This is a genomic window from Paradesertivirga mongoliensis (assembly GCF_024436395.1).
Taxonomy (GTDB): domain Bacteria; phylum Bacteroidota; class Bacteroidia; order Sphingobacteriales; family Sphingobacteriaceae; genus Paradesertivirga; species Paradesertivirga mongoliensis.
Window position 1 is genome coordinate 183,628 of the sequence record NZ_JAFMZO010000004.1, and the last position, 15,888, is coordinate 199,515.

Annotated in this window: 14 protein-coding genes; 6 read left to right on the top strand and 8 right to left on the bottom strand. The window is 44.0% G+C overall.

Features of this window, described 5'->3' with window-relative positions; translation table 11 throughout:
* Positions 1-109: 109 nt before the first annotated feature.
* Positions 110-2,539: a glycoside hydrolase family 2 TIM barrel-domain containing protein gene (locus tag J3P43_RS16345; RefSeq protein WP_255904436.1), complete on the bottom strand. Its 2,430-nt coding sequence runs from the start codon at positions 2,537-2,539 to the stop codon at positions 110-112.
* Positions 2,540-2,985: 446 nt separating this feature from the next.
* Here J3P43_RS16345 and J3P43_RS16350 point away from each other — a divergent pair, with 446 nt between their 5' ends.
* Positions 2,986-3,378 (top strand): VOC family protein, encoded by a 393-nt coding sequence (locus J3P43_RS16350; RefSeq protein ID WP_255904438.1) that lies wholly within the window; start codon positions 2,986-2,988, stop codon positions 3,376-3,378.
* 371 nt (positions 3,379-3,749) lie between these two features.
* On the opposite strand, the gene J3P43_RS16355 is transcribed toward J3P43_RS16350, so the two are convergent.
* From J3P43_RS16355 to J3P43_RS16375, 5 genes are all read right to left on the bottom strand, one after another.
* On the bottom strand, positions 3,750-4,967 hold the full coding sequence (locus J3P43_RS16355; RefSeq protein ID WP_255904440.1) for a hypothetical protein: 1,218 nt from the start codon (positions 4,965-4,967) through the stop codon (positions 3,750-3,752).
* A 479-nt stretch (positions 4,968-5,446) separates the two neighbouring features.
* Positions 5,447-6,472: an SMP-30/gluconolactonase/LRE family protein gene (locus J3P43_RS16360; RefSeq protein WP_255904442.1), complete on the bottom strand. Its 1,026-nt coding sequence runs from the start codon at positions 6,470-6,472 to the stop codon at positions 5,447-5,449.
* 27 nt (positions 6,473-6,499) lie between these two features.
* Positions 6,500-6,724: a CDGSH iron-sulfur domain-containing protein gene (locus J3P43_RS16365; protein ID WP_255904444.1), complete on the bottom strand. Its 225-nt coding sequence runs from the start codon at positions 6,722-6,724 to the stop codon at positions 6,500-6,502.
* A 91-nt stretch (positions 6,725-6,815) separates the two neighbouring features.
* A complete protein-coding gene (gene namA, locus J3P43_RS16370) occupies positions 6,816-7,889 on the bottom strand; it encodes an NADPH dehydrogenase NamA (protein WP_255904446.1) in 1,074 nt (357 codons plus the stop codon).
* A gap of 160 nt (positions 7,890-8,049) precedes the next feature.
* The gene (locus tag J3P43_RS16375; RefSeq protein WP_255904448.1) at positions 8,050-10,041 is read right to left on the bottom strand and encodes an HRDC domain-containing protein; all 1,992 of its coding nucleotides are present in this window, start codon (positions 10,039-10,041) and stop codon (positions 8,050-8,052) included.
* A gap of 626 nt (positions 10,042-10,667) precedes the next feature.
* Between J3P43_RS16375 and J3P43_RS16380 the strand changes: the two genes are divergently transcribed.
* On the top strand, positions 10,668-11,366 hold the full coding sequence (locus J3P43_RS16380; protein WP_255904450.1) for a hypothetical protein: 699 nt from the start codon (positions 10,668-10,670) through the stop codon (positions 11,364-11,366).
* A gap of 141 nt (positions 11,367-11,507) precedes the next feature.
* On the opposite strand, the gene J3P43_RS16385 is transcribed toward J3P43_RS16380, so the two are convergent.
* A complete protein-coding gene (locus tag J3P43_RS16385; protein ID WP_255904453.1) occupies positions 11,508-12,233 on the bottom strand; it encodes a hypothetical protein in 726 nt (241 codons plus the stop codon).
* 155 nt (positions 12,234-12,388) lie between these two features.
* On the opposite strand from J3P43_RS16385, the gene J3P43_RS16390 reads away from it, so the two are divergent.
* The 4 genes from J3P43_RS16390 (at position 12,389) to J3P43_RS16405 (ending at position 15,161) form a co-directional block, all read left to right on the top strand.
* Complete coding sequence (locus J3P43_RS16390; RefSeq protein WP_255904455.1) at positions 12,389-12,727, top strand: hypothetical protein; 339 nt, start codon at positions 12,389-12,391, stop codon at positions 12,725-12,727.
* A 5-nt stretch (positions 12,728-12,732) separates the two neighbouring features.
* On the top strand, positions 12,733-13,068 hold the full coding sequence (locus tag J3P43_RS16395) for a hypothetical protein (RefSeq protein WP_255904457.1): 336 nt from the start codon (positions 12,733-12,735) through the stop codon (positions 13,066-13,068).
* Between the two features lie 417 nt (positions 13,069-13,485).
* Positions 13,486-14,304 carry a glycoside hydrolase family 16 protein gene (locus J3P43_RS16400; RefSeq protein WP_255904459.1) on the top strand — a complete coding sequence of 273 codons (819 nt, stop codon included), beginning with the start codon at positions 13,486-13,488 and terminating at the stop codon, positions 14,302-14,304.
* A gap of 269 nt (positions 14,305-14,573) precedes the next feature.
* Positions 14,574-15,161: a hypothetical protein gene (locus J3P43_RS16405; protein ID WP_255904461.1), complete on the top strand. Its 588-nt coding sequence runs from the start codon at positions 14,574-14,576 to the stop codon at positions 15,159-15,161.
* A gap of 39 nt (positions 15,162-15,200) precedes the next feature.
* Here the strand turns inward: J3P43_RS16405 and J3P43_RS16410 are convergent, their stop codons facing one another.
* The gene (locus J3P43_RS16410; protein WP_255904463.1) at positions 15,201-15,653 is read right to left on the bottom strand and encodes a cold shock domain-containing protein; all 453 of its coding nucleotides are present in this window, start codon (positions 15,651-15,653) and stop codon (positions 15,201-15,203) included.
* Between the last annotated feature and the right edge of the window lie 235 nt (positions 15,654-15,888).

Here is a 15,888-nt window from a genome sequence, read left to right on the forward strand (position 1 = left end):
AAATTCTTTATCAAGGACTAGTTGGAAGCCTCGCATCCTCAACGTTTCCGCGAATCAGCCAGTTAATCAGAAATATTAGTGCAGTAATACAATTTGAAAACCCAAAATATCACTTTGTAGCAATTGTAAATGAAGTTTCTTTCATCCCGGGAGATGTGGCGGTAACCTTTATTGTACCTTTCTCTCCGTTCGATTGGATTATCGCCAGGGCAAGGCCGTTAAAGCTGTTTCGTGTACTGCTTTTCATCGACACATGTTCCGTCGGGTTTCCATTGTCGAAGCCTATTAACGTTCCTGAACCTTCAATTTTGAGACTGATAGGAACATTGGCTGTGGGAACCACCCGGCCGTCGGCGTCAATTACTTCAAATTTGAGGTGCGAAACATCGGTGCCATCTGCGTTGATAGAGCCCCTGTCGGCCGATAAACGAATAGACGCCGGGGCGGAGGTTGTATGAATTTCCTGAACATAGGTCTTTCCGTTCTTGCGGCCCACCGCTCTGATAGTTCCCGGAGTATAGGGTACGTCCCATGAAAGGTGCAGATCTCCTGTAGTGAGTCCTACCTGTGGCCTGGCATATCTGTTCCAGCCTCCCGATGTCCCCTGGCGCGGAAATTCAAGCGCCTTGAGTCCGAATGAACGGCCGTTGACAAAAAGTTCAACACTATCACAATTGGTGAAAGCTATCACCGGAATAACTGTGCCCTCGCGTCCCTTCCAGTTCCAGTGCGGCGCCAGATGTACCATCGGCTTCTCTGTCCACTGACTTTGGTAGAAATAGTAGGCGTCTTTAGGGAAGCCGCAGAGGTCGATTACGCCAGAAGAAGAATTTCTGTTGGGCCAGCGTGATTCGCCCAGATAGTCAATGCCCGTCCACATAAAATCACCGATCACATAATCATGCATCTTCACAAACTTCATCTGCTGTTCGGCCTGGATTAATCGCGGCAAATCTATGGGCACAATGGTTGTGGTATCCCGCCGACCAAAGTATCTGCCCCGTATGCCGTTAACATTTGACACCTCAGTTCCAACCATCTTCCAGTTAGGGTGTTCGTGACGGTCAATGCCGTAAAAGAGCTCCCTGCGTTCGTGCCAGCGATCGGGGTAGTTGTAACCAACAATATCTTCACCTTCCAGAAAAGCTACTGTAGCTCTCCGTCCGTCGGCCGCTATTAAGTCGTTGCCGGTAGTAACGGGCCGCGTCGGGTCTTCTCGATGCAAGGTTTCTACAAGGCCTTTTAGCACCAGGTGGCCTGTAGGGGATCCTTGTTCGCCAATTTCATTGCCCGCGCTGTACATCACAACAGACGGGTGGTTACGATCACGATGAATAAAGTTCACCAGGTCAGTCTGTGCCCATTTTTCAAAATACTTATTATAACCAAACTTTACTTTCCCACCCAGCCACTCGTCAAATACTTCGTCTTGAACCAGAAATCCCATTTTGTCGCAAAGGTCCAGAAACTCGGGTGCCATGGGGTTATGCGACGTTCTGATAGCGTTACAGCCCATCTCTCTTAAGGTTTTCAAGCGTCGTACCCAAACAGCTTCGGGCACTGCCGCACCCACACTTCCGGCATCGTGGTGCAAACACACGCCCTTCATTTTTACCTGTTTGCCATTCAAAAGAAATCCCTTATTCACATCGTAACGGATATCTCGTATCCCGAAAGGAGTGACTACTTCATCAACCAATTTGGCGCCTTGCAGCACCTGTGTACGTACAGAATACATGTTAGGGGTTTCGACCGACCATAGGGCAGGTGTCGATACCTGAATTTGCTGTTCCTGCTCGGTTGTTCCGTTGGCCGCAAAAGTAAGAGCCGATTCTTTGCTCGCAACTTCCCGTCCCTTTGAATCGAGAATGGTAAAACGTAAGGCTCCGGATACCCTCTTACCACTGGTGTTTTCCAGCCTCACTTTTATCGACACGGTTGCTGAAGCCGAGTCGACTTTCGGCGTAGAAACAAATGTTCCCCATTGTGCTACATGCACTGGCTCGGCTACAGTTAACCATACGTGACGGTAAATACCCGAGCCGGAATACCAGCGTGTGTTCGGCTGCAAAGAATTATCAACACGTACAGCTATTACATTTTTGCCTGGTTTTAGATACTTGTCGAGTTTGTAATAAAAGCTGTTATATCCATTGGGATAATGTCCCAGGTGCTGCCCGTTTACCCATACATCGCTTCGCTGGTACACACCATCAAACTCAATCCAGACGTCTTTAGCCACCTGAGCCTTAGATAGGTTTATAGTTTTACGGTACCATCCTATCCCGGTAGGCAGATATCCGCCACCGCCGCCTGTCGGAGCATCTTGTTTGAAGGCATTTTCAATACTCCAGTCGTGAGGCAGATTTAAAACCCTCCATTGGCTGTCATTAAAGTTTTCGTTCAGGGCGCCAATAGTATCGGTTTGAGAAAATTTCCAGCCGGCGTCAATAAGCATTCGCTGGCGAGGGCCAGTGGCTGCTTGTGCAGAGAGAATAGTTAAGAAAAAGAAACAGGGAAGCAGAAAAGATTTCTTCATAGTAATAATAGGGTCGGTTTCACCGGATATGATAAGCATTTGCTCCCGGGTGCAGCTTTATTTATGAGATTATGTTTATGTTGCTAAAATCGTGTGACGGTGCCATTTCAAATTTATCTTATTTGTTATAATTTTTGAACTATGTGTTTTAAGTATATGTACCAGGAATATAGAGCGTCTTTCTTACACCACCAAACACAATAAGGTTGAGGCGCGGGTAAACTTCCGTGCTCTTATTTGTACTGTCTCGTCCTGAAAATAGACTAGTCCGGCAAAGCAGATTTCAATGAATCCAGTTCTGCTGGAAGCATTAAGGGAAGTCGGCAGACAAAAGAGCGTCTTCCGGAATAAAAATCATTTGTCGCTTTAGCCCTCATAAATGACGCAATCACCCTTTTACATTCTAGATCCTGTAAGCTAACTTTGATAAACAACAAAAGCTAATTATGAACGAAAACATCATCTGCTGGTTTGAGATCTATGTAAAGGATATCGAACGGGCGAAAAAATTCTACACTGCTGTATTAGGTACAAAATTTAGCGACAGTAGCGCCCCGGGCGACTCACCTGAGGGCATGAAGATGGCCTTTTTCTCACCTATGGAAAATCAGGGTGTATCCGGAGCCTTAATTGAAATGGCCGGCACCAAAGAAGGCGACGGGCAATGCGTAAACACTATGGTTTATTTCCCTTGCCAGGATTGCAGTATCCAGGAAGGCCGGGTAGCACCCGCGGGAGGAATGGTCAACCGGTCAAAGTTTTCCATCGGAGAATTTGGGTTTTGTTCAATCTGTGTCGACAGCGAGGGTAATCCCTTTGGTCTGTTCTCTATGGAATAATTTTCTTCCCCGCAGAGTTCGCAGTTTGGCGCAAGTATGCAGGGCCTTTTGTGGACTGAGTACTTGTACCTCATACTAAGATTGCCCGGATATCTAATCGGTACTGATTTGTCGCAAGTATGCAGTGTTGGCCATTGGTGGCGTACTTGTGCCTTAGAGCAACGAAGGGTCTACTTTAATTATCTCAATCATACTATTTAGCCCCGAAGGTATCTAATGAAGCGTCAAATGCATCGTGCAGGACCGCCCTCAGAGGGTTGAGCATTAGAAAGGTTGGAAGAAGGCTGCAGAAAATAACAATAGAAAAAAACCGCTATCATAGCTGCAGCGGTTTTTTTTGAAAAGATATTTAAACTGATTCCCAAACTTTTTTAATTACAATGTCCCGGACCAATTTTACCTTCATTGTAGGCAGCCAAGATACCAGCCCAGTTAGTCAATTCGCTTTTAGTAGCCGTGGTGTAAGGAGAATTAATTGTGTTGAGATAAGAGCCACCCCCATCAGGAACCGCAGCGAAGTACTTCAAAGCAGAGGCAAGAGCAGTTTCTACTTCATGGGTAGTAGAAGTTTTTTTCGCGACGTTTAATTTTGCGGCAATGTATTGGTGTGCTAATTGAACATAGGCATTACCTCCTTTAGGGGCAGTATTCATCAGCTCCAGGTACTTCAAACCACTACCGTAAAAAATCGAGTTCGCTAGATTTCCCCAGGTTGGATCAGCTTTCTTGCCAGTAGCATGGGTCTTCCAGTAACCTTGTGTATAAGTACAGCCATACACCTTTGGCAAGCAATTAAAAGTGATGTTGTCAACTGTACCCGAGCCAGTCATTGCATCTTTAGGATCTATGCCAGGGCCCAGATAAACTTCCATTTTAACTACCCCTGAAGTTCCACCTAAGTCAACAATTGCTTTCCCGTTATCACCTACCGCGGGTATAGCTACTTTTTTAAGTTGGTTTCCGGCCATATCGTAAAGAAGAACGTTGCTTGCTCCCTCGTAAGAGTCCACATCTACAACTGAGATATTGCTCAAGGCAACGGTTCCATAAGCAGAAAAGTCAAACACTATTTTTCCACCTTGGTTGTAGTCAAAGGCCGCTGCTGGGTTTGTAGTGCGATTGATAATCATCACATTACCTAAAGGAATATTATTCGTGCTGCCGCTACCATCAGTACTTATACCTCCGAAAAGGCTTTCAGCAGGTAAAAACTGCTTGTTGGGTGTAAGGATGTCATCGATTTGATTATGGTCCGGAACGGGAGTGGGCTGTCCTGAATCAAAGATATTAGCCACATTGGTCTCAGAATAGGTATTAACACCCGTCCTTTGGAAGGCTTGGACGCCAATTACTTTAGCAGATTTATCACTCATTACTCCATTCATAAATCCCCTGTTATCTTTGGTAACCTTATCAAAAGTTACTGTTTCACAGCTTTCACTTAAGATTAAATTGTTACTTAAGATTACATTCTGATTGGATTCTCCTGCAAACTCAGGTTGTACCAGTTCTTCCTCTTCTTTGCTGCAACCAAAGACCACGATAGATACAGCAATCAGCATGCTTGCTTTCAATAGATGTTTTTTCATAAGTTTAAAGATTAATGTTAAAAAAGTACCATCATATAACAACAGGGGCTAGGTTGTTATAGTTTGATTAACTTCTTAAAAGATAGACTAATAGGTCAACGTACTTCACCTATGAAAACCCCTGCAATTCCCTCTGGCCAGGCGTCCCGCTTGCGCTTTACTTGCAGTGTCGCCGGGTTAATAGAAATTGGATATTTGGAGAGCACACGCCACACCCACGCAGGCCAGCTTGGATGTGGGAAGATGAAGGTGTTATAGTTGGGAGTAGCCTGGATATGTTCATATCAAAACTTAGAAGGAAATTGGAAGTCGATCCGAAGGTTGAAATTTCTTTAACCTACATAATCACGGTTTGTGCCAAATCCCTGTGAGGCCGAAGATGGTGGGCTTATGGTATGTTGTGAGAATATAAACCAATCGGTTGAGGACATCAGTACTAAAAAAACATCCCCTTTTAGAGCTCGCTTTCTATAAAAAAATTATCTCAGCCTGATTCTGAGCACATTCATATCGGCTGTCAAAAAAAGCGTCTTCCCGTCGGCAGACAAGGCGCAATTTGAAACCAGCGAGGGAACCCTGATCTTACCCAAGATACGTCCATCTTTATTAAAGATCCATATCCCACCCGGGCCCGATGCAAAAACATTTCCCTGCTTATCAATTTTCAAACCATCGGGCAAACCCCGGTCAGTCTTGTTCGTGCCGAGGGTAGTAGAAAAGATCTTACCCTTAATTAATCTGCCTTCACTATCCAGTTCGTAGACATACCAGAACGGCTTTGCCCTGTCAGAATTGGCTATCAGTATTCTCTTGCCTCCCGGAAAAATCGCGATACCGTTGGGCCTGCTTATGGTATCCGCTAAAAGATCAACATGTCCATTCTTCGAGAGCTTATAAACACCCTGATAAGGCGCGGCTTTAGAAGAATCTCTGATGTTTCTTTCAAGCCCATATGGCGGATCGGTAAAATAAAGAGTACCATTTGGATGATAAGCAGCATCATTGGGACTATCAAACTTCTTTCCCCTGTAATTGTCGGCCAGCGTTACAAATTTTGGAAGAGGATGATCTAAAGATGCATCCATCATTGCCATTTTTCTGTCGCCGTGCTGACAGAGCACCAACTGCCCCTTTGGGTTAAGCAATAATCCGTTAGAGCCAGGCTCACCTCCCCGTGGTCTCGTTCCGGTATATCCGGATGGGCTCAGGTAAATTTCCTTACCCTTTTCGCTCGTCCATTTGTAGATGATATTCTTAGGAACATCAGAAAAGAGCAGCATCTGTTTACTTTCCACCCATAAAGGACCTTCGCTCCAGTCGAATCCTTCAGCTATAATTTCAGCTTTGAATGCTTGTGTTACGATTTTACGTAATCCCGGGTCAATTTCCTCCAGAACCGCTGCCGGCGGCGTCTGAGCGAGACATATGTCCGTTAATAAACTAAAAGCCAGCGCTGATAACAGCTTCGGGGTATTAATTTTGATTCGCTTGGTAAATAAAGACATCGGCTTTCTGATCAGGCTGAAGGTTTGCTAGACTTTTTTTGGAGGCAAATCGAATGCAACGGCTTCATGGTCAAAATGGCCGTTGTGAGATCCGTCACAAAACGGCTTGTTCTTAGAAAGTCCGCAGCGGCAGACAGATACAACCGTCCGGCCTTGCAAGCCATAGGAGTTCCCGTTCCTGTCCACAATCTCGAAATCGCCTTCAATTTTAACCGAACCGTTGTTATTTATAGTAAGTTTTGTAGTTGCCATTTTTTATTTTGTGTAAAAGTAGAATAATACATTCAAGTTAAAGGGACTTAAATTCAAATACTGCCATGATATGAATCCCGGATCGTTCCTGTCATTTTTTAGATCGTCTGGCTCTTTCATATTGCACCGGCCATGAAATGTCGGCGCCTAAGGTTTGAGCCGCTTTTAAAGCGAAATAAGGCTCTCTCAGCATTTCCCGGGCCAGAAGTACTAAGTCAGCTTTTCCCGAAACAATGATCTCCTCCGCTTGCCCCGCATCGTCAATAAATCCAACTGCCGCGGTCATAATACCGCTGTCTTTTTTAATCGCTTCTGCAAAAGATACCTGGTACCCGGGCGCCACCGGGATTTTAGCGACGGCCAAATTGCCTCCTGTCGAACAATCAATAAGATCAACACCCTCGTTACGCAATATGCCGGCCAGTCGAATGGAATCTTGCAGGTCCCAGCCTCCTTCGGCCCAGTCAGTGGCCGATATTCTGACGAAGAAAGGGTATTCGGCCGGCCAGACTTCTTTTACAGAGGATAAAATCTCCGTCAGAAGACGTACACGATTCTCGAAACTGCCTCCATATTCGTCCGTTCTGACATTGGAAAGTGGCGACAAGAACTCATGGATCAGGTAGCCGTGAGCCGCGTGTATTTCAATAACCTTAAATCCGGCTTTAAGCGCCCGCCCGGCTGCCGATTTAAAATCGCCAATCACTTTATCCAGGTCTGAACCCGACATTTCCGAGGGCTGCCCGTAACCTTCAGCAAACTGAATCGGACTTGGCGCCAAAGCCTGCCAGCCGCCTTCATTTTCCGGAATCAGTTTACCGTTTACCCATGGCTCCCTTGTACTTGCCTTTCTGCCGGCATGCGCAAGTTGAATCCCGGCAACGCTTCCCTGACTATTAATAAAGCTTGTAATCCGCGACAGATCCGCAATATGGGCATCGTCCCAAATTCCCATATCAGCAGGTGTTATACGTCCTTCCGGCGACACGGCGGTAGCCTCCATAATCACTAATCCTGCTCCTCCAACTGCCCGGCTGCCCAAATGTACCAGGTGCCAATCGTTGGCGAAACCGTCTACACTCGAATACTGGCACATTGGCGATACTCCAATTCTATTTTTGAGCTTGACGTTTTTTATAGTTAGAGGTTCAAATAAAGCTGACATAGCGATTGATTTAATTCGTGATTTGGACAAAGATGATTCCAATGGTCCATAGTACCCGTCAAACTTCTGCCATTTTCGGAGATCTTTCTTTGCTGCGATTCTCCTTTTCGGGGACTCTTCTTCTCGCAAGTTCTTTTTCTTTGCAAATGAAGATTATTTCCTAAAACAAGCTGCTCTGCTCGGCAGCCGGCCCTTTTAATTCCTGTTCATAAGCACGTATCAGCATGATGAGGTCATGCCCATATTGAGTTGCCTTTGGAGGTCCAACCCCTTTAACGCTACTCAACGCTTTAATGGTTGCCGGGAGCTTCTCTGCAATAGCAGCAACTGTTTTCTCAGAAAAAATCATACCCGGCATCACCTTTTCTTTTGCAGCTGTCTTATCCCGCCAGCTTAATATTTGTTCGTACAGTTTTTCGTTGGGTTTTGCATTCAGTGCTTTAAGGTAGGAGCGATCATGATTGCTGTCTTTATCTGTCGTAAGAGCTAAATAGCCCGCTGTTGTAAACGGATTAACAGAGAAATACTCCAGTACCCGGATGCGCTGCATCAGCCAGGTTATTACCTGATCTGCCTTTAATGCTCTGTCTTTCGATAAGTCAATGTAAGCAGGTAGCTGCTTGTGTAAGTTTTCGGTTATGCGGGTCAGTTTATCAAGAAAATACGAGGCCGCAGGCTTGCTTCGTTCCGCGTTAAGTTGTTTACTGAATTTTTCTGCAACCTCTAAAATCTCCTTTTTAAAATCGGGAGCCAAACTTTCGAAGCCCTGCAACCTCGATCGAAGCGGCTCAAAGTTGAATAACTCGCTCAGTAAGAATAGACGGTATTGTTCCTGATCCTCTTCGAGCCTGCGTTTATCCGGTTCAAGTACTGATGCAATTTTATTGAAATGTGCAACCGTCGGATCACCAATAATATTCTTAGCGGAGATCGGATTACGCAGCACCATGCCCGTCAAACTTCTGCAGCGGCTAAGGGCTACATACGTTTGTCCGTGTGTAAATGCCTCAGATACATCTATAATTGCTTTATCAAAAGATAATCCCTGACTTTTATGTATTGTAATGGCCCAGGCCAGCTTTAATGGTATTTGGATAAAGCTCCCCGCATTTGTTTCATTAATGGATTCGCCATCCATCTGATACTTTACATTTGTCCATTCTAATGCTTCAACGGCTATTTCCTTACCCTCTGGGCCGCTTTTAACAAATACCATTCTGTCTTCAACTTTAATTACGGTACCGATTTTACCGTTGTAGTAAAGCTTTTCGGCCGAATTGTCATTCTTAACGAACATTACCTGCGCGCCAACCTTCAGTTTCAAAGTTGTTTCGGTGGGATAAGCATCTTTCGGAAAATCGCCGTTAATGGTGGCTGTAAATTCAAATTCTTTCCCCGGTATTGCTTCAATATATTCATTGTTAATCTGCTGAGCAATGCCGTTGTGTGTGGTTAAGGTGATATATGGGTCTTCAGCGCCGGGCCGGAAGTCGCGCTGGTATCTGGTATTCAGCAATTCAAGGCTCGACGTGCTGATCACCTGATTGCGAACCTCGTTCAGGATATCAACGAAATCCTGCTCTTTCTGACGAAATACCTCACTCAGCTCTATCCTCACGTAAGGCGTTTTTTGCATCACCAGGCTGCTAAAAAAATATGGACTTGCATAATACCGGTTCAGCACAGCCCATTCCTCATCACGAATAATCGGGCTCAACTGCGACAAATCTCCGATGAGCAGAAGTTGCACACCGCCGAAGGGGTAGGAGGAGTCTTTTATAGTTCGAAGTATCAGATCAATCTGGTCCAATACATCTGGCCTTACCATACTTACCTCGTCGATAACTAATAATTCCAGGCTCGCAAGTAATTCCTTTTTCTCATCGCTGTAATATACTTCTTGTTTTACCTTGCCCGAAGGGATGACAGGGCCGAATGATAACTGAAAAAAAGAATGGATGGTCATGCCGCCTGCATTAAGCGCGGCCACACCCGTAGGTGCCACAATAGCCAGCTTCTTTTTTGAAGTCCGGCGCAGATTTTGTAGAAACGTAGTTTTGCCGGTGCCCGCTTTTCCCGTTAAAAAAACTAATGTATTTGTAGTTTCCAGATAGTCGCAGGCTAAAGCAATTTCCTTATTTGTTTTGTTCATTGGCCCCACACCAGACAATTTGCGCCGGTGCTGCAAAGATGTAGCTTTTTCGGTTTTAATGCTAAATTTTATAGCAAATTACTTGGGGCGAATCCGGATGCCCGGCGGCTGCAGCATGGTTTCTAATGTTTCGCTCTGTGCTTCTGCACTGATTAGCGGATCCGCAGCATTCGCTCTGGACTTAGCACGCGTTTTATAAATCTTTACCGCAGGTTCCCTGACCATTGCACTGGTGTGGCGAGTAAGGTATTTCTTAAAGCTTTAAGAAGAGGTGATTTGCTCCGACACTATGTCAGGATTCGCAGTTTTTGCAGTAGCCCTGCCCAGACCTTACCTTGACCTTACACAGACCTTACCTTGACCTTACCTTGAGCGAACCTAAGAGAGGGTGGGGAGTTCCGTCTTTGTGTCAGTTTTTTACCCCGTCTTCTTCGCGTTAGGGGATGGCGCATCCCCTGTTGGCTTCAACCTAATCTAAGTCTCTTAACCGGCAACCTGAACTGATTATAATGGAATAGAGGCGACCTGAGTTTTTATTAAAGTAACGCAATACTGTTCTGAATTTCAGGTCCAGCAGCGATAGAATAAATATTCTGATTATCTTTGGGTATAAACATATTAACCCTATGAAAAAAGGTCTTGTCTGTCTCTCGTTTTTTGTTCTGATAGGTATAGAAACAATATCTGCTCAGAGCACATTTATTAAACTTAACTCTATAAATGATGCAGATTCAATCGCATCTATTCAATACAATTATCCGCATTTCAGAGATGGCCGGGTCTTTTTCATCAATAACAGTAATACGCCGGCTAAACTCAATTATAGCAGGGTAAATGGTGAAATCCTTTTTAAAGATAAGAATAATGTACTGGCCCTAAACAAGCTTGAAACAGTCGAGATGGTTACAATAGCAAAAGATACTTTCTTTGTTTCGCCCGCTGGTGGTTTTGTTAAACAAATTGTGGCGTATCCAGCCGTTGCTTTAGTGAAAACATCGAGATTGAAACTGTTAGACCGGGAAACCAAAGGGGCTTTTGGCAGCTATTCAAAAGCTTCGGGAGCTAAAGCTATCACAACGCTGCCTGGCATTGATCAAACTGGCAGCAGAGTGGCTGTAGACGAGAATCTATCCTTTACTTTAACAGACACCTATTACCTTCTTACCTCTTCGAAAAAACTTATTGAGGCGAGTGAGAAGGCTTTTTTACTGGCCTATCCTGGTAGCAAAAAAGAACTTAAAGCGTATATAAGCAGCACTAATGTCAATTTTAATAAAGAGAACGATTTGACCAGACTGCTCCTTTTTGTGCAGTCATTAAACTAAGGCTGGTTGGCCATTTTCTTCGCAGTTTAGCTTTCCGGTATGCAGCGGTTAACCCTGACCGGTAGACTTACGCCTTAGACAGCCAATGACTTTAACACCGCAATAAACTTTTTCAACCCTAATCATGCCAAACGTTTAATGTCACTGCTTGCTGAAATATCCCACGTGCAGTCGCATGAAACCTTTCTCAATAACTTTGGATTCTTCTTTTAAGTTGAAGATTTTTGTTTTGAATTTGGCTTCAATATAATCACCTCTCTTGGTGTATGCCAATTTAACGATATCAAAACGAGAGCCTTTTTGTGAATCATTCGTAATGCCGGTGGGGAAGTTAGGATACTGCTGGCTATGGGTGCTATACGTGGTGTATTTACCGCCTTCTTTAAATATTACTTTAAGACTAACTCCATCATAACTATTTTCTCTTTCCCAGTCGGTTGCAAAGCCCTGCAATCCCGGTCTGAACAGATCAAGTTGATTTTCAGGATGCCACACGAAAAATTGTTGTGTCATGTCTTTTTTGGCGTACTTTTTACAGAAAATCGCGTCGACAGAGAATGTGGAATCGTTAGAAATAAAGTATTCCCGAAAAAACATTACAGAATCTGGATTGCCTTTGTCTAAGTGTATTCCGCCCGCGTCGATAGAAGCTACTTTCCTATTAGCCGGCCCACTTCCCCAGCGGTAACTACCACCATTGTCCTTGCATACATAGGTTTTGCCATCTATCACCAATGATAGATAATCGAATTTAAAACCATTAGTTTCTAATGTATCCACTTCTTCAATAGGTATAGCTAAGTGGTCGCTTTTTTTGCACGATACAATGGAAAGGATTGCAAGTAATAAGGTCAGGTAATATTTCATCTTAGTGTGTGTGTAGTCAAATATAAAAATTTTACCCGTATGTACCCTATTTGCATCGGCCCACAAACAAGCTTTCACCGAATCATGCCGGAAGATGAACACCGCTTTCCTTCTCTCCTTGAAAAGCATAAGGCATTTTATTAAAAGCAGCCCGGATGTATATGGATACGGAGGAGGATCGGAAATATTTGCAGCAGGAGATCATTATTCAGCTCCGGAAGCCGTACCGCTCATTCAAAGCTGAAAGCGAGTTCTCGACCTGGATGTATAGGGTAGCAATTATTTTATTGGTTGATTTACAAGCCGGGAGCGATCGAGTGCAAGCCCCGATTACTAGTCGTTTCTTCCTGGTTGGCCAACAGCCAAACAGCTCTGTTTGTGGTTCTGACTTTCGTTGTATTGAAGCCCCCGCACAATCACTTCGTCAGCCTCGTCAGAAAAACAAAAAGGGATTCCTGAGGTTGTCAAAAGGACAAACCAGCATTAACACCTGAAGAACATGAAAGAAGAAAATAACGGGCAGAAGTACTTAACAGGCGAAGAGATCAGTAATATTCTAAGTTCGGTTCAAAAGCCAGGCTTACGATATACAGTGGACTTATATCTGCTGGATTATATCAAGTGTTGCCTGCTGGAAGAAGGACAGCTAACCAACAATATAACAAAGCTTCAAAACGCATTAAACTACCTCGATAATGCTGCAGCTAAAAAAGATGTGGAGGATGTGATCAGCTCGCTTCAATGTGTACAGAAGGAGTACACAGAATACTTGGAAGATACAGGAATTCTTGCCAATGGTGAATATCCCTCCGCCAGAGACGCAGGTTCAAACTAGCTTCACTCAAGTTGAGGATACTAATGGATGTTCCCTCCCACAGGATGTCTGATTCGGAGTTTCTTCACAACCTCGCCCGACCTTGTCTTGACCTTGCCTTGAGCGAACCTAAAGGATGCTCATCAACTCTGTCGTGATGTCAGTTTTTTGAAGCAGAGCGCTGAACGTGAAGGCCTCTGCTTTATGATAACCCAGGCAGTGAATAACTGACCAGTAACTTTATTTAATTAAAAATGAACTGGTTATAAATTGCAGAGCAGCAAGCTTTTTTATTAAAATACCCCCATAAACAACACATTCTCCCCCCGTTCGGCTAACCATTTTGTTACGTATTTCGTGTTATCTCTAATTCTTTTCATTATACAATATTAGAGGGAGCAACTACTTAACTATCAAAAACCAACTAACTAATCAACTATGAACAAATTAAAGCTATTTGCAACAGCGTTATTGCTCGTCGCAATTATTTCCTCTTGTAAAAAAGAAACAAGCAGAGAAAGCGAAGCTATCACTAGTGCTTCATCAAAAAAAGCTGCAGAAACTAAAGCTACATGGGTAACAGTAATTCCTGCCAGCTCTTTTAGCTCGTTAAGCACCTACTGGAACAACTTGTATCCATGGGGATCTGATCACAATGGAACTGCCCGGATGAGAACTCAAAACATTTCTGTATCAGGCGGAGTACTTACTTTATCAGCAACGCCTACGTCAGGTGTCGGTAACAGTAATAAAGATCCTTATTTACCAATTCATTACTATTCTGGAGCAATTCACTCAATCGTGAAGCCGGTAGTCGACGCCTCATGGCCGAAATGGAGGTTTTCAGGTGAATTCCAGGCGCCATCAACAAGAGGTACGTGGCCAGCATTCTGGATTACAGGCGCCGATTCATGGCCGCCTGAAACTGATATCCTTGAGTATAAAGGAAGCGCAACAAACTGGTGTAACACCTACGATGGCGGGTGGGAGAGTACTGGTGTAAATATTTCCAGTCCTGGCAACTGGCATACTTATACCGCTTATGTATGGAGAATTGGAACAACCAACAATGTAACGGTGGAATACTGGATTGATGGTGTAAAAAGGGCTACTCACACAGGTACAAACTTTGTGGGCAAACGTTTCAACGTTATCATTAACCTTCAAATGGAAGGCTCTTCAGGTTCTCCTGGTCCAACCGGAACAACCTATTACCGCGCAAGAAATGTAGTAGTTCAAAAAAGCGCAACGTTATAATTATTAAAAATGCTTCCCTGATATTCTATAATGAGTAGGACAGATTTAATATTACTACCTGTATGGGCTGGCCTGTTTCAGCCCATACTATTTAAGCTTCAGGGTTCCCCGAAGCTTTGTCCAAAAAGTACACACAAGTTGTTTCCCGACCGTAAAGTTCAAACGGGTCAAATTTAATCTCCCATAGCTTCAGGCTGTTATCCCGATCAGGTGTCTTCCGGCAGTTTTTAATGAAACTTAGCTGTAAATCTTCCGTATTCGCCCTCCATATGAAGATTTTACAAAAATTATTATTGTTTTCCTTACTTTCATCGGCAACTTTTTCTGATGCATTTGCTCAGCAGTCTGAAAAAAAAGTTTCACCTTTTCGTCTTCTAATCCGGGGCGGCCTGGAATCTGGCGGCGATGATGTGGCGGAAATTTATTTTGTTGATGGAAGCACACAATCTGTAAAGGCAGGGCAAGGAGCCTCTGTAGCAATTGGAGCAGAGTTTCAAGTTCCCGCGTTGAAAAAGCTACTGTTTCATGCTACGGCAGGCTACAAATTTGTGACGACTAAGGCCGATAACGCGAATATTAGTTTGTCAAGAGTGCCAGTCCAGTTTACTGCGAACTGGATGGCGACTAAAAAGCTACGTTTCGGTGCGGGATTAGTCTCCCATCAGGGCATTCGTTTTAAAGCCGATGGGATCGGAGAAGACATAACTTTCCGCGGCGCCCTGGGGCCCACTGTTGAGCTGGCATATAGCGCAATAGGACTTACTTACACTGCTTTAACTTATAAAGATCAGGCTAATAACAGGTATTCGGCTAATGCCATCGGCGTTTCAATTACCTTTGCACTCCCGAAGAGATAATACTTCTTTTTTGCGCTTAAGCCCAAGGGGGCTAACGATCTAAGTTTTTTTTACTTTGATCGCATTTAGCCCCTTTTGTCCCTGCTCGGTTTCAAAACTTACGCTGTTGCCTTCTTTAACCGGGTCAATGAGGCCATTGATGTGAAAAAAGATGCCTTCCTGCGTTTCTAAGTCCTTAATAAAACCAAAACCCTTAGACTCGTTGAACATGGTAACTATGCCTTTTCTCACCGTATCGTGAGGTATAGCTTCTTGCCGGGCAACGCCGATCTGGATGTCTTCAGAATTGATTTCTTTTCTCTTTTTAGTGACATCAGGAGGCGTCGAAGTAATGTTCCCATTTTCATCCACGTACGCCATCATTTCTTCCAAACTTTTTCCTTTGGTGACATTGGCTTTGCGGTCTTCGGCTTTTTCCTTCTTATCCTTAGCTTTCTTTAGCCTTTTTTTCTCTTTTTCTTTTTTACTGAAAGTTTCTGTTGATCTTGCCATATTTTAACTTTAACAAAGATATTGTAATTCCTCGGTTTGTTGGATATTTCTGAGCGTTCCTTGTGTCGAAGTTGTAAATAACTTTGAAATATAAATTCAGCCCTCAGCAAAAAACGGTATTTCGCATTGTTTGGTGTATCAGTCAGGCATTTAATACAGCCCGTCAACAAAGAGCTTTGGCCGCCGGTAGGATGGATAAAAACCGATTCTACCAATAATATGTTACTTTACTGAT

Excerpts from the sequence above, each read along its gene's own strand:
- J3P43_RS16345 (WP_255904436.1), bottom strand. The coding sequence starts at position 2,539 with ATGAAGAAATCTTTTCTGCTTCCCTGTTTCTTTTTCTTAACTATTCTC.
- J3P43_RS16350 (WP_255904438.1), top strand. The coding sequence starts at position 2,986 with ATGAACGAAAACATCATCTGCTGGTTTGAGATCTATGTAAAGGATATC.
- J3P43_RS16355 (WP_255904440.1), bottom strand. The coding sequence starts at position 4,967 with ATGAAAAAACATCTATTGAAAGCAAGCATGCTGATTGCTGTATCTATC.
- J3P43_RS16360 (WP_255904442.1), bottom strand. The coding sequence starts at position 6,472 with ATGTCTTTATTTACCAAGCGAATCAAAATTAATACCCCGAAGCTGTTA.
- J3P43_RS16365 (WP_255904444.1), bottom strand. The coding sequence starts at position 6,724 with ATGGCAACTACAAAACTTACTATAAATAACAACGGTTCGGTTAAAATT.
- namA (WP_255904446.1), bottom strand. The coding sequence starts at position 7,889 with ATGTCAGCTTTATTTGAACCTCTAACTATAAAAAACGTCAAGCTCAAA.
- J3P43_RS16375 (WP_255904448.1), bottom strand. The coding sequence starts at position 10,041 with ATGAACAAAACAAATAAGGAAATTGCTTTAGCCTGCGACTATCTGGAA.
- J3P43_RS16380 (WP_255904450.1), top strand. The coding sequence starts at position 10,668 with ATGAAAAAAGGTCTTGTCTGTCTCTCGTTTTTTGTTCTGATAGGTATA.
- J3P43_RS16385 (WP_255904453.1), bottom strand. The coding sequence starts at position 12,233 with ATGAAATATTACCTGACCTTATTACTTGCAATCCTTTCCATTGTATCG.
- J3P43_RS16390 (WP_255904455.1), top strand. The coding sequence starts at position 12,389 with ATGTATATGGATACGGAGGAGGATCGGAAATATTTGCAGCAGGAGATC.
- J3P43_RS16395 (WP_255904457.1), top strand. The coding sequence starts at position 12,733 with ATGAAAGAAGAAAATAACGGGCAGAAGTACTTAACAGGCGAAGAGATC.
- J3P43_RS16400 (WP_255904459.1), top strand. The coding sequence starts at position 13,486 with ATGAACAAATTAAAGCTATTTGCAACAGCGTTATTGCTCGTCGCAATT.
- J3P43_RS16405 (WP_255904461.1), top strand. The coding sequence starts at position 14,574 with ATGAAGATTTTACAAAAATTATTATTGTTTTCCTTACTTTCATCGGCA.
- J3P43_RS16410 (WP_255904463.1), bottom strand. The coding sequence starts at position 15,653 with ATGGCAAGATCAACAGAAACTTTCAGTAAAAAAGAAAAAGAGAAAAAA.